The sequence below is a fragment of the Actinobacillus delphinicola genome (assembly GCF_900638385.1).
Taxonomy (GTDB): Bacteria; Pseudomonadota; Gammaproteobacteria; order Enterobacterales; family Pasteurellaceae; genus Actinobacillus_C; species Actinobacillus_C delphinicola.
The window spans coordinates 45,313-59,908 of record NZ_LR134510.1; the positions used below are offsets into that span (position 1 = coordinate 45,313).

Annotated in this window: 12 protein-coding genes; 1 reads left to right on the top strand and 11 read right to left on the bottom strand. The window is 35.4% G+C overall.

The window, feature by feature from the left end; all coding sequences use genetic code 11:
• Window positions 1-7: 7 nt before the first annotated feature.
• From EL259_RS00215 to modA, 8 genes are all read right to left on the bottom strand, one after another.
• Window positions 8-1,105, bottom strand: a complete 1,098-nt coding sequence (locus EL259_RS00215; RefSeq protein WP_126597896.1) for an LPS O-antigen chain length determinant protein WzzB — start codon at window positions 1,103-1,105, stop codon at window positions 8-10.
• Between the two features lie 91 nt (window positions 1,106-1,196).
• Complete coding sequence (locus EL259_RS00220) at window positions 1,197-3,233, bottom strand: transglycosylase SLT domain-containing protein (RefSeq protein WP_126597898.1); 2,037 nt, start codon at window positions 3,231-3,233, stop codon at window positions 1,197-1,199.
• A gap of 90 nt (window positions 3,234-3,323) precedes the next feature.
• The gene (secF, locus tag EL259_RS00225; RefSeq protein WP_126597900.1) at window positions 3,324-4,292 is read right to left on the bottom strand and encodes a protein translocase subunit SecF; all 969 of its coding nucleotides are present in this window, start codon (window positions 4,290-4,292) and stop codon (window positions 3,324-3,326) included.
• Between the two features lie 11 nt (window positions 4,293-4,303).
• Window positions 4,304-6,154: a protein translocase subunit SecD gene (secD, locus tag EL259_RS00230; protein ID WP_126597902.1), complete on the bottom strand. Its 1,851-nt coding sequence runs from the start codon at window positions 6,152-6,154 to the stop codon at window positions 4,304-4,306.
• A 36-nt stretch (window positions 6,155-6,190) separates the two neighbouring features.
• A complete protein-coding gene (yajC, locus tag EL259_RS00235) occupies window positions 6,191-6,490 on the bottom strand; it encodes a preprotein translocase subunit YajC (protein ID WP_172594197.1) in 300 nt (99 codons plus the stop codon).
• Between the two features lie 191 nt (window positions 6,491-6,681).
• A complete protein-coding gene (modC, locus tag EL259_RS00240) occupies window positions 6,682-7,749 on the bottom strand; it encodes a molybdenum ABC transporter ATP-binding protein ModC (protein ID WP_126597904.1) in 1,068 nt (355 codons plus the stop codon).
• Complete coding sequence (modB, locus tag EL259_RS00245; protein ID WP_232019051.1) at window positions 7,736-8,473, bottom strand: molybdate ABC transporter permease subunit; 738 nt, start codon at window positions 8,471-8,473, stop codon at window positions 7,736-7,738. The genes modC and modB overlap by 14 nt, the downstream gene beginning before the upstream one ends.
• A gap of 170 nt (window positions 8,474-8,643) precedes the next feature.
• Complete coding sequence (gene modA, locus EL259_RS00250) at window positions 8,644-9,405, bottom strand: molybdate ABC transporter substrate-binding protein (RefSeq protein ID WP_126597906.1); 762 nt, start codon at window positions 9,403-9,405, stop codon at window positions 8,644-8,646.
• A 136-nt stretch (window positions 9,406-9,541) separates the two neighbouring features.
• On the opposite strand from modA, the gene EL259_RS00255 reads away from it, so the two are divergent.
• Window positions 9,542-10,312 (top strand): TOBE domain-containing protein, encoded by a 771-nt coding sequence (locus EL259_RS00255; RefSeq protein WP_126597908.1) that lies wholly within the window; start codon window positions 9,542-9,544, stop codon window positions 10,310-10,312.
• Window positions 10,313-10,449: 137 nt separating this feature from the next.
• On the opposite strand, the gene EL259_RS00260 is transcribed toward EL259_RS00255, so the two are convergent.
• The 3 genes from EL259_RS00260 to proQ form a co-directional block, all read right to left on the bottom strand.
• Window positions 10,450-11,223: a (S)-acetoin forming diacetyl reductase gene (locus EL259_RS00260; RefSeq protein WP_126597910.1), complete on the bottom strand. Its 774-nt coding sequence runs from the start codon at window positions 11,221-11,223 to the stop codon at window positions 10,450-10,452.
• A 176-nt stretch (window positions 11,224-11,399) separates the two neighbouring features.
• Window positions 11,400-13,445: a carboxy terminal-processing peptidase gene (gene prc, locus EL259_RS00265; RefSeq protein ID WP_126597912.1), complete on the bottom strand. Its 2,046-nt coding sequence runs from the start codon at window positions 13,443-13,445 to the stop codon at window positions 11,400-11,402.
• 40 nt (window positions 13,446-13,485) lie between these two features.
• Window positions 13,486-14,172, bottom strand: a complete 687-nt coding sequence (gene proQ / locus EL259_RS00270; protein ID WP_126597914.1) for an RNA chaperone ProQ — start codon at window positions 14,170-14,172, stop codon at window positions 13,486-13,488.
• Between the last annotated feature and the right edge of the window lie 424 nt (window positions 14,173-14,596).

The following is a 14,596-nucleotide window of genomic DNA, read 5'->3' on the forward strand; positions in this document are numbered from 1 at the left end:
ACTTTTATTATTTTGATAAATCTTCTTTACGGCGATAAGTTGTAATTGCGTTCATAAATAGCGCAAGTAGTACCCCAATAACGCCACCAGCAACGGTCCCCGCCACCACGATAATTGCACGTTTAGGTTTAGTACGATTTACTGGATAACTTGGTGCATCTTGATATGTATAGGTTTGGAATTTTACAGGTTTATCATGCTCTGTTAATTCAGTTAATGCATCTAGTTGTGCTTTAATTTGATAATAACGAGTAGGATAAATATATGGCGAAGCTTTTAAACTTTCTAACTGTGCAGTTAAATTTCTTTCACCTAACATAAAAAGTAAATTATCATTAATAGATGGTTTAGATCTTCCGTTAGCATCTTCAATAGGTTGGTAATCTTTAATGCCCGCTTTTTTCGCAATTTGTAAAGCTTGTTCCAAGACTTGAATTTTATTTTCTTTTGTTGCTTTAACATTTTCTTGAATACGATTGAGCTCTAACTCTAAACCAGCATGCAAATCATTCACACGTGCGACTTGGTTTTCAAAAATATTCTGTTTTGCATAATTATCCGCATTTTCAATCAGCCCTTTAAGTAAGGTTTGAGCTAATTCAGGTGTTGGTCCACTAAAAGAAACTGTAATACCATTAAATGCCACAGGTGCATCTTTAGCATCAAATTTATTAATTTTGATATCTTTAAACAAAGTATTTAAGATTCGATGCGAGCTTTCCCCGCTCTGAAGTGCTTTTTTATAGAAATCAGTTTGTTTTAAATAAAATGCTTGATATTCTCTAGACAATAAAACATTTTTAAACTTATCAAATAGCCAACTTTGATCAAATAGATAAGAAGGCATCTTAGTATATTGGTTACCAATTGAGGTATATTGTTGTATTTGTCCTAAATAATTAACAATATTTTTCATTTGTGGTTGCGTTATCGTTGCTGTTGATGTCCATACTTGAGGAGCAAATAACGCATAACCAATACTCCCAATTGCAAAAATAATTGTAGTCCAAACAATCGTCCATTTACGTTTCCATAAAGAAAACATAAGTGCAACTAAATCAATTTCATCGTCTTGAGTAACGACATTATTGCTCTGTTGGGTCATTATCACACCTTCTTAATAAAAAAATAAAAATAAAAAAATCTCAAAGAGCAAAATTCTACCACTTTTTGTACTAGAACTTCACTCTTTTTTATTAATATTTACGAGAATATTCGCTTTTAGTAAATTTTTGTAAACGGTAATTTTGTAAAATTTGATGATAATAGTCATAGATTAAAACATTCTCTACATAATTCCGTGTTTCACGATATGGAATAGTGGCAACAAACTCAGCCATGGTCAATTTTCCATTACTTTTAGCCAACCATTTATCTACACGATGCGGCCCTGCATTGTATGCGGCTGAAATTAAGATACGATTATTGCCATACTTACTATACAAATCCTCTAAATGTTGCACGCCCAACATAATATTTGTTTTTGGATCAAATAATTGTTGCGGATAACTGTAATTCAATTTTTGCTTTTGTGCCGTCATCTTCGCGGTACTTGGAATCAATTGCATTAATCCGTATGCATTGGCATGTGATTTAACTTGTGGTCGCCATGCACTTTCTTGACGTGCAATCGCCATCGCAAACGTGCGACGGATATTTTTATCTTTTAAATAAAGATTAAACCAAGGAATATAAGCTTCAGGTAAACGAAGTGGTAAGTAGCCCCACGCTTTGGCAAGAATTGTTGCTTCAACTTGTAAATCGTACCATTTTTCTTTTTCTGCATAACGTGCCATAGCGAGTTTTTCTTTTGCAGGCATATTTGAAAGTAATCTCGCCCACGCCAACGCTGCAAAATGATTTTCCTGCATTAGATGTAATTCACGAATGACACCTAATTCTTTTTCTTGCTGATGGTTTAAATGTAAACGCTCTCCTTTAAAATGTTCCATTGGTGGACGATAAGTAATATCAAGCATTTGCGCCGCAAGCATTGGATAGAATCCACGTTTTTTTGTTAATTGGTACCAAATTTTATGTGCCTCATGGCGCTGATTTTTATATTTTAATAAGCCAAAAGCACGCCAAAATTCCCATTCAGATTTATGCTGAACTGCTGGCGATAAATGTGCTATCCATGGCAAAGGATTATTGTTATTACGTAAAGCAACACGAATGCGACGTTCAAACAATGCATCATTTTTTAATTTTAATAACGTTTTATCTCGCCATGCCATAATCTCAGGAGCAGTGCTATCAAAGAAATGTTTAACAAGTAATTTCTCCCACGATTTTTGCTCAGCATCCGTTAATTTAAAACCTTTCGCCCAATGTTGAAATGTATTAAAGGTGACATTTTGCGGGAGTTGTGTCGTTGATAATGAGCGTACTAATCTTGGAAACATCACCAAAATTAAATGTTTATTTTGATCAGGATTTTTCATCAATTGGGTAGCACTTAATACACTTTTAGTGTTTAACAAAATCATTGGATTTTGTACAAGTTGCAAATATTGGTTCAGTACTTTCTTTGTTTGCGGCGATTTAGCTTGTTTTAATAAATGACGCAATAACCCTTGATTATAAGACTGAAATGCACGTTTTCCCCGTTCTAACAGAAGTTGATCGGATAAGTGTCCATTTTGAGTCCATGCTGATAAAAGAGGATCACAACTTACTGGTAAACTATGCCCTGTAAGCCACAATTTATTTAACGACTCAATCATTCCAGCTGTTAATGTATGCTCCATTTGTTGCTGAGCCTGCAATACTAAACATTGAGAATAGATATTTTTAGGTAAATTTCCGCGATTGGCATAAATTGCTGTCCAGTTTTTATATTTAACTTGTTGATTTAGCCAACGTTGTTCAATCGGCTTAATAGACAAGTAAGATGGCAGTCTTTTCTTTAAAGCAGATATTTCTTGCAATGTTAAATTTGGTTTCTGTAATAACCATCTATATTCAGCAAAAGGATATAGCTCATACCCTTTTATGCTATTTAATAATTGCTGAATTTTTGCTGTGACATCTTTTTTCTGAGGCGTTGTCAGCAATTTTTCTAATTCGTGATAGTGTTGTCGATAAAGTGCTAATTGAGAATGACTAACAATGTGAGTTGATGAATGATGAGGAACTTCATTAGCAAAAGCGGGAATAAAAAAGAACAACGAACTTAAACAAGGAGCAAGCATTTTAACAGATAACGTGAAATGATTTTTTACTACACTCATTTTTAAGTATTCCTCCTAATAGCATGATGGTTATCTACAATTCGCTTAGCCAATATGGCTAAGCGAATGATTATTTGTACTATTTTTTGATTAAGGTAACTCCTCGATAGCTTCCTTATCAACTTTCTGAACAAGCATATGTTCACGTTTCAATCCTAAATCTAAAGCAATACTAATTGCAACATAGATTGTAGAATAAGTCCCAAATGCAATCCCTACTAATAACGCTAGCGAGAAGCTATGAATAGAAGGTCCACCAAATAGGAATAGTGCAACAACAGTAAATAATGTCGTAATAGATGTCATTAACGTACGCGCGAGGGTTTGTGTTAATGAAACATTCACAATTTCTACCGTATCAATACGGCGAATTTTACGGAAATTTTCACGTACACGGTCAAATACCACGATACTATCGTTTAATGAATAACCTACCACCGATAAAATTGCAGCCACAAAGGTTAAATCCATTTCAATTTGGAAGAATGAAAATACCCCGAGTGTTACGATAACGTCATGTGCTAGTGCGATTACTGCTCCTGCACCTAAACGCCATTCAAAACGTACTGCAATATATACAAGTAACATTAACAACGTTGCAAAAGTCGCATAAATTGCACTATCGGTTAAATCTTTACCCACATTTGGTCCAACGAATGCTACACTTTCAATCTTGATATGCGGATCTAAATTAGTGAGCATTAATTGAATACGATTACCAATTTTTGCATTTCCAGCAGAGGCTGGTAGGCGAATCATGACATTTTTTGCATCGCCCATTGTCTGTACAACAGCCCCTTCTATGCGATTATCACGTAAAATAGTACGTACTTTTTCTAAATTTGCAGGTTGTGAAAATTGCGTTTGAACAACAGTACCGCCAGTAAAATCTAGCCCCCAGTTGAACCCTTTCACACACATACACACAACACATAAACTTGTAAGAATGATTGAGAAAGCGTACGCAAACTTTCTATATTTCATGAAATTCACAAGTTTAAAAGGTAAAACAACCCCTTTATATCTATGAATTTCTTCATTGCGATTAAATAAGCCCACGATACATTCCTTTAAATAGATAATTTCTTAACACGTTTACCGCCATATACCCAGTTTGCAAGCATACGCGTACCAGTAATTGCAGTAAACATTGAAATAGCGACACCAAGAGAGAGTGTTATTGCAAAGCCCTTAACTGGTCCTGTTCCGATCGCATATAACACTACACAGGTTAAAATTGTAGTTAAGTTAGCATCGAAAATACTACTGAATGCACCGCTATACCCTTCATTAATCGCCTGTTGTACAGAACGCCCGTTACGAATTTCTTCACGAATCCGCTCAAATATAAGTACGTTCGCATCCACAGACATCCCTACTGATAATACGATACCTGCGATCCCTGGCATCGTTAAAGTCGCACCTGGTAATAATGACATTAAACCAACTAACAACACCATATTTGCAATTAGCGCAAGATCAGAGAATAAACCAAACAAACGGTAATAAACCAACATAAAGAGGATGGTAATACCTAAGCCCCATAATCCCGCTTCTAGACCTTGAGCAACGTTTTGTGCACCAAGTGATGGTCCAACTGTACGTTCTTCAACAATTTGAATTGGTGCTGTTAATGCGCCAGAACGTAATAATACTGCAAGATTTTGTGCTTCTGCAGGGCTATCAATACCTGTAATTTGAAACTGATTACTGAAACGACCTTGAATAGTTGCAACATTAATCACTTGTTCATGTTTTTCAAGAATTGGCTTACCTGATGCATCTTTTTTACCGCTGTCTTTATACTCTACGTATAACGTTGCCATTGGTTTACCTAGATTAAGTTTAGTGGTTTCTGCCATAATTTCACCACCTTCATTATCTAGTGTTACATTTACATCTGGACGGCCAGTTTGTTGATCTGAACCTGCGCTCGCATTTGTAATATGCTCACCACCAAGTACTGCTCGACGATAAAGTACAACTGGACGACCATTCTTATCATATTTAATTTCTGAATCAGCAGGAACTAATCCATGTAGCGCAGCATCTAAATTCGCATTTTGATTCACAAGATGGAATTCCAACGTTGCTGTTGCACCTAAAATTTCTTTTGCTCGCGCTGTATCTTGGATACCTGGTAATTCTACAACAATACGATCAGCACCTTGACGTTGAATGACAGGTTCCGCAACGCCAAGTTCTTCAACACGGCGACGTAAAATACTTAAGTTTTGTTCTACTGCGTGATTACGTTCTTCCACTAATGCGTTTTCAGAAAGTGATAGGGATAATTGATCATCGCCTAAAACTTTAACATCCATATTTGGATATTTTTTATGAAGTAAATCTTTTACATCTGAAAGGTTATCAGAATTTGCTAACGTAATGGTTGTACTAAAATCAGCGGCAGGAACAATGCTACGATAACGGAAATGCGCTTTACGAAGATCAGTGCGTAAACTATCTTCGAGTTGTTGTTGATGTTTTTTCAAAGCAGCATTCATATCAACTTGCATAAGAAAACGCACACCACCACGTAAGTCTAGCCCCCATTTCATTGGTGTACCACCAATATCGGCTAACCATTTTGGTGTTGCTGGTGCAAGATTTAAAGCAACAGAGTAATTATCACCTAATGCTTGTGCAATATCATCTTTTGCTAGCAATTGTACATCAGTGTTTTTGAAACGAACGAGGATATTGCCGTCATGAAGAGAAATTGACTTAGCGTCTAAATGATTTTTAGTTAAGACTTGTTGAACATCCGCAAGAACGGCTGTGTCGGCTTGAATACCTTTAGTACCCGTAATTTGAACGGCAGGATCTTCGCCATAAAGATTTGGAAGAGAATAAAGCACACCGATGGCGACCACAATGATCACCATCAGATTCTTCCATAAAGGGTAACGATTTAACATAAATTTCCCTTGTGGAATTATTATTAGAAACGTGAATTAAAGATCAGAGATTGGTTGATCTTTTGGTAAAATTGAAACGATAAAATTACGTTTGATGCTTACTTGAGTATTAGCGTTTAGCTCAATCACGATATCGTCACTATCAGGGGTAATTTTGACAATACGACCAACAAGCCCACCAGAAGTTAAAACTTTAGTTCCTTTTGATAATTCAGCCATAAGTTGTTTATGTGCTTTATTACGTTTAGCTTGAGGACGGTAAATCATAAAATAAAAAATAAGCCCAAAGATGATAAAAATAAAAATCATTGAAAGTGGACTACCTTGCTGTTGCATAATCTTACCTCTTAAATTTAAGTGAAAAATGCGAAAAATTAGGCGGTTAACATACCATAAAACCACCTAAATGTGAAAACCCTTTTAGAGCTGATAACACCTTATTGTTTAATATATATTCAAGTTTTTATACTGGCATAAAACTCGACTACGTTAATTAAAATCATCACAAAATCTTTTTTATAAAAAATTTATTTTACGATTGAAGCCGTTTTTATCTGTAAATATACAAACTGTCCATTATGTAAAGCTAATTCATCTAAGGCCCAGCGAGTAATACTGGCACAAAGTTTATATTGTCCAACAGCCACATACACTTCCACTAACCCGCGTTTTTGTTCAACAATATCGTAAATTTGCCCATAAAGTACATTGCGGATACTACTACTTAATGGTTTCTGTAAGCTAATGGCTACATCTGAACTAAAAATACATACTCTGATTTTGTCATGGTCAGCGGGAGAAATATCGCCTTTAATAATCCAAAGCAATTGATCATCTATCCGTAAAGCAATCGTATCAGAATGTGATAACTCATGAGCCAATGGCAAAGCCAATACACTACTCCGCTCCATATTTTTTTGCCATGTTGAAAAAACAGGACTATGCCAAATTTGTTCTAATAATTCATATGCAATGACCTTACCATTTTCAAGTAACACTACCCGTTCAGCAAGTCGAAGTAATTCATCAAGGCTATGCGTAACATAAAGAATAGGAATATTGATCTCTTGAGCCAATGTATCAAGATAATCTAATAATTCATGTTTACGAGGTAAATCTAATGCCGACAATGGTTCATCCATAAGCAGAATTTCTGGCGAAGTTAACAACGCACGCCCAATTGCTACCCTTTGTTTCTCCCCACCTGATAATGTAATAGGATAACGTTTTAAGAGATGAGAGATACCCAATAATTCAACAATATAATCAACTTGCTTAATATTTTCCTTGGGCATTCCATAAGTGAGGTTACCTAACACACGATAATGCGGAAACAAACGTGCATCTTGAAATACATAACCAATGCGTCTTTTGTTTGCAGGAATAAAAATATTTTTATCTGTATCAACTAAAGTCCGATTATTGAGGATAATCGTTCCGTGATCAGGCTTAGTTAAACCGCTAATAAGCTGGATCAGCGAAGATTTCCCCGATCCTGATAATCCAAACAATGCCGTCACACCTTTTGCAGGAACATTTAAATTAGCCTTTAATTGCATCTGCCCTAATTGTTTTTCTACATTAATTTCTAACATCAATTTGTCCTAATTTTTTTTGTGTTTGGCGAGCTAAATATTCTGAAATAATTAACGAAATTAGTGCTATTGCAATAGCAATCACACAAAGTCGCGCAGCAGCACCTTCCGCCCCAGGTGTCTCAATTAATGAATACATTGCAAGCGGTATCGTTTGTGTAACATCAGGAATGTTAGAAACAAAGGTAATAGTTGCCCCAAATTCACCTAAAGAACGAGCAAACCCCAATACAAATCCAGCTAAAATGCCTGGTAAGGATAACGGTAACGTAATTGTAAAAAATGTCCGAATATTACTTGCTCCCAATGTACGAGCGGCTTCTTCCAAACGTTGATCGATTTGTTCTAATGCTAAACGGATAGAACGAACAACTAGAGGGAAAGCAACAATAGCTGAGGCAAGTGCTGCACCATACCAACTAAATCCAAAGCTAAAGTCAAACCATTTCAGCAAGTACTTCCCAATCGCACCATTCCGCCCCATACTTACCAATAATAAATATCCAACAACAACAGGAGGTAAAACTAAAGGTAAATGCACAAGTCCATTTAAGATAGATTTTCCATAAAATTGTTTTCTTGCTAATAACCATGCGACACATATTGCAAAAGGTAAACTCACCGTCATTGCTGTCAATGCTACTTTTAAACTCAAATTAATAGCATCTAACTCAGTAGTAGATAAAGCAAGGGAATGATAAAAAGTTTGAAGTGTCATAAACATTAAAATGATTCAAAATAATTTTTTATAGGTAAAAAAACATAAATTTTTCTGAAAATGTGGGCGTATCATACAAAGAATATAATCAAAATAAAATAAAAGAGAGATAAAGATCATTATATTAGCCTTTATCTCCAAATTTACTTAACGATTAATCCTATGTTAGGAGTATTTTATTTTGCTACAAAACCATAGCGTTCAAAAATTTTCTTACCTTCAGCAGAGGCTAAATAAGAAAGAAATTCACGGCTTTCTTTATTATCTTGCCCTTTAATAATTGATGCTGGATACAGAATTTTTGCATGACTTTCTGCTGGGAATGTCGCTACAATTTTTACTTGTTTACTCATTTTTGCATCTGTCGCATATACGATACCGAGTGGACTTTCGCCACGTTCGACATAAGCTAACGCCACACGAACATTTTGCGCACGTGCTAATTTAGCTTTCACGGCATCCCAATCTTTTAAGTAAGTCAATGCTTCTTTAGCATAACGACCTGCTGGTACTGCATCTGGATCGCCTACAGCTAAGTAACTGTTTCCTAATAATTTTACCCATGCAGGATTTTTTAAATCCACCTTAGAAACTTTACTATTTTCTGGTGCAATCATAACCAGTGAATTACTTACTAAATCAATACGAGAATCTTTTACAATCGCATCTTTATCTTGTAAATAATTCATCCACTTTTGGTTAGCTGAAATATAAATATTTGCAGGCGCGCCATTTTCAATTTGACGAGCTAATTTTGATGAAGATGCAAAAGAAAGTGAAATTTGATCTTTTGGATGAGATTTCAAAAATTCTAATGTAGCTTCTTCAATTGCATTGGTCATTGAAGATGCAGCAAATACCGTAATTTTAGCTTGAGCACTAACAGAAATAACCGCTGCAAATGTTGCTGCGATTAAAGTTTTTTTAAAGAAAGGCATACTTTTCTCCAAATTTTATATAAAACATTACATAATGCTTAATAATTATATGTCATTTGTAAAGGAAAAAGCTACATAAAAATTGTTTTTTTTTGTAGAATTACCTTGTCTCTTAACTCCAAATATAGGACTGCATATGTCAGTAAATGAAATACTTCTTACGATTAAATTACATCAGCAAATCTTTGTCGATCCAAAACGGATTCGGCTACTCAAAGCAATTGATGAAACAGGCTCTATTAATCAAGGTGCAAAACTTGCACAAGTAAGTTATAAAAGTGCATGGGATCATCTTGAAATGATGGATCGTGTTAGTCCACGACCACTCCTAGAAAGAAATGCAGGTGGGAAAAAAGGTGGTGGTACTAGACTTACCGCTTATGCTCATCGCTTACTTAAACTTTATCAACTCCTAGAAGATACGCAGAATACTGCTTTTGAGATTCTACAAAAAGAAGATATTCCGCTGGATAATCCACTCTTTGCTACCTCGCTATTCTCTTTACAAACGAGTGCTAGAAACCAATTTTTTGGTCGTGTGAGTGAATTGAAGAAAGAAAATGGTCACTACTATGTAGGAATTAATATTGCTGGTTTAAAAACGCAATTATGTGCTTGTATTACCCCACAAAGTGCTGCCCGCTTACAACTATCACTTGATAAAGATGTCATGTTTATGGTGAAAGCGCCATGGATTCGTGTTCACAAATCGCCAATTGATACACCATATAACCAATTCCAAGCTATCGTAAAATCTGTTCATGATCATGAAATGGTGATTGAATTTGGTAAAGGAAGCCAAGCAACGGAATGTGTTGTAGGGTTACGTGAAACGGGCTACCGTGTCGGTGATATTGTTTATTTCACAATCGATCCAGATCAAATTATTATTGCGAGTTTACTTTAACGGTACTGCTACTTCTCTAATCGATGTTCGGTCATAAAATTTTCCGAAAATTGAGGCGTAGCATTCACCTCAACTCAAAATAATAAAAAAACACCGCACTTTAAATGCGGTGTCGGTTTTTTTAGGTCAATCAATTCTTAGTGGAATTGCATACCGCCATCAATAATTAAAGTTTGGCCAGTCATACAATCAGAATCAGAACCTGCTAAGAAAGATACTGCGTTTGCAATTTCTTCTGGTTCAGTCAATTTACCTAATGCAATGTTTTTAGAGAATTGTTGCATTCCCCATTCATCGTCTTTACCTGCTTCAGCACCAACGCGATGAGCAATATCAAACATCATTGGTGTTTTAACAATTCCTGGTGCAAATGCATTTACAGTAATGCCTTCTGGAGCTAAATCACGTGCAGTTACTTGTGTAATACCACGAACGGCGAATTTTGTACCTGAGTATAGAGAAAGCATCGGATTACCAACAACACCTGCTTGTGATGTTGCATTGATAATTTTACCGCCATGTCCAAATTTTTTGAACATTTTATGCGCTGCTTGGGTACCCCAAATAATACTTGCTACATTGATGTGATAAACTTTATCAAACATTTCTGGTGTAATAGTATCAATTGGTGTAGTTGGACCAACACCTGCGTTATTGATGATAACGTTAAAATCACCAAATTTATTTGCCGCTTCTTCCACTACTTGGAAAAATTGATCTCGATTTGCTACATCGAGTTGATAAGCTGCTGCAGTTCCTCCTGCTTTAACAATTTCTTGAGCAACGCTGTTAGCGCCATCAAGATTCATATCTACCACCGCTACGGCAAAACCATCTTTGGCTAAACGATGACAAATTGCTGCACCAATTCCTTGTGCTCCACCTGTTACAAATGCGACTTTTTTGGTCATACTAGTCTCTCCCAAATTTATTACTCTATGAGTAAAAATTGTAATACGAGTCATACACTCAGTACAAACTCTCCATTTACATAATAACAAACAACAATTCTTTTGTATAATTACAAAAAGTTATCGTTATCACAACATTAACTTAGACAAGAATCATGTTTTCCAGTTCATAAATTTTAAGAAAAATTTACGTTCTTTTTTGTTAGCTGTAAAAAATCTACAGCGATATTCTCTGCTTCCTGCAGATAAAAATCAGGAGGCTCATAACCTTTAGGTAAATCATCCAATGATTTAAGTAATGGTTTTCCTTCTCTTTTAAAACGAGCATTAATTTCATCTAATTCTCGTTTTTCTATTCTATCATATTCTTTTTTACGTTCAGAATAATTAAGTGATAAATAACGTTTTTTATTAAATGCCTCTTGAAGGGCGATGTCATTTTCAATAGCCTTAAATTCTGGATTTTTTACAATCCGTTTTTGGTGCAATTTAATTAAAGTTGGCAAATAAGGTTTCAATGAAGGTAATTGCATATAAAATGCAGAAGAAATCTTATCCCAGGGTAATGCGTTTTTTTCAGTACTTTCACCATATTCCTTTTCATCGATAATTGCGGGGAAAAAGATGTCTGGTGTAACCCCTTTAATTTGCGTACTTCCGCCATTAATACGATAGAATTTCTGAATAGTATATTGCAAAATTCCTAAAGGTTTCACTCTAAGCGGATCATCAAATAATGGATTAATTAATGGTCGGCTTTGCTGAACAGTCCCTTTGCCATAAGAATTCTGCCCTAAAATAATCGCACGATGATAATCTTGCATTGCCGCAGCAAAAATTTCAGATGCTGATGCGCTGAATCGATCGATCATAATGAAAAGTGGTCCATCATAAACAAGTTGTCTATCAGGATCTTCATAAATATCAATACGATGATCGGTTCCACGAACTTGTACGATAGGTCCATCCGTAATGAATAATCCACTAAGTTCAATGACTTCACTAAGTGAACCGCCTCCATTTTCTCGCAAATCAATAATCAATGCCTGAATGCCTTTAGCCTTTGCTTCAGCGAGAAGTTTACGGACGTCTTGAGCGATACCGACATAAAAACTTGGGATTTTAATAACACCAATTTTTTTGCCATGGACGATATCTACTGTTAATTTCGCAGCCTGATCGGCTAATCTAATTTTTTCCCTTTCTAAACAAACGATGTGTGTTTTACCGCCTTTTTCTGGCTCGATTTCCAAATAAACTTTCGTTCCTTTTTTCCCTTTGACTTTATCGACAACATCACTTAAGCGCCAGCCAACAATATCTTCAATCTTATTTCGAGCTTGCCCTACGCCAATAATTTTATCACCAGGTCTCAGTTGTTTACTTTTAGCTGCTGGGGAACCAGGTACAATAGTACGAATAACAGTTTCATCATCATTCATTTGTAATGTTGCACCAATGCCTTCAATGGATAAATTCATTGTTTCGTTGAAACTTTTTGCTACCCGTGGAGCTAGATAGCTCGTATGCGGATCAAGGCTACGTGCAAATGCATTTAAGAATGTTTGAGTAATATCATCAGGATAGGTTTGAGTTAATCGACGAATCGCTAAATTATAGCGTTTTTCTAATTTCGCTTTAATTTCACGCCACGATTTTCCTTTTAATTTTTGAAGAATGATGTCATTTTCAACCCTTTCTTTCCAAAGCATATCAGCTTGAGCAACTGTTTGAGGCCACGCTGCTTTTGTCCGATCCACTTGAATTTTATCATTATTATTAAGATTAGGCTGATGTGCTAAAAGGGATAAAGCATATTGATAACGTTCATAACGTCGTTTTGCCATTAAATCATAGATAGCAAACGCACTTTGTAAATTACCTGCTGGCAATTCGTCATCAAATTTGTCACCATATTCTTTTCTTATCGCATCGATATCGCTTTGTAAGAAAATATCATGGTTATAATCTAAATTATCTAAGTAGCGATTCAGTATTTTTAAAGAAAAAGCATCATCTAAATGTATTTTCTCGTAATGAAACGTCATTAATCGTCGAGTTACACGAGCCGTTGCGACTTTATTCGACATTGTTGGTTGTGGTAAATGTATTACATCTTCTTTAATAGTGGGCTCTATACTCCAGCCTACTGTTGGTAATGAAGCAAATACTGCACCTAACATCGAATAGAAAATAACTTTACGATAAGAATTCAATTTCATATTAATTAAAAAATTCACTCAATCGCTACTGAAGATTTTATTATGCAAAAAGACGATCTGCACTTACGCTCATAACAAGGCCATTTCTAAATTCAACTCGAACAGTTCCTTCTTTATTTGTTTCAAGCACTGTTGCTTGTTGCACTTTTTCGCCTGCTTTAACTTTGACTAGACTGCCTTTTTCTAATTGTGAAATAGCTTCTAAAGAAAGAACTTCTAGTTTCGGTAATTGACGATTTTGACGTGTTTTTGAATGTTGAGATTGTGTACGTTTTGTTTTAGATGGTGCTACTTTACGTTTTGCCGCTTTTTCCGCTTGAGCAGCTTTACGTTCTGCTGCACGTTTTTCTGCAACCTTCGCTTTTGCTTCTGCTAATTGTTGTGCAGCAAACGCAACATGTTCTGCATCTAAAACGCCACAAGGATTACCATCTAAATCCACACGTTCTGCCCCTTCTCGACAACCATGTAAGTAACGCCAATTTGTTGTGTATGCACGCAATACTTGACGTAATTGTGTTTTACTTACTTTAGAATCATCAGCTAATCTAGCAGCAAGATCTTGGAAAATATTAATTTTTAAAGGTTTTGCTTCACCTTCTAAAATGAAACAGCGAGGAAATTTCTCCGCTAAATAAGTCAAAACTGCTTTGTTATTAGTAAATTTTTCGGAGGAGGTGGTAGCAGTGTTTTCCACAACGGTTCCCATCTTTTCCATTTCTGTCATAGGTTTATTCCTGTTCATTTGTTATAAAATTTTAAAAATCTCTCTCACAATGCTGAGAAAAGCTCATCCTATTTTATCGCAAAAAATTTTTAATTGGCAATCTTTGTCAAGCGAAGAACAACATGTCGGACCTTTTTGTGATTATTTTTTATACTGCATTTAAATATTACCTAACTACCCTCAAATAGCTACAAATTAAATAATGTCAATTTTTCTTTCTTTTTTAATCAGTTACGTATAAATATTCTTCAAAAATATCAGAGAATATAAATTTATTTCTGTTTATTGTTAAAAATTAATCAAAAAAAGAAATTATTCCTTTTCATTCCCCCCCAATACCTTTATCATTACCCTTCAAATTTTTGGGGACTTGCTTATGGTTAGCAAGTATTAATTATCATTACCTTTCCGGTATGTTTAGGGA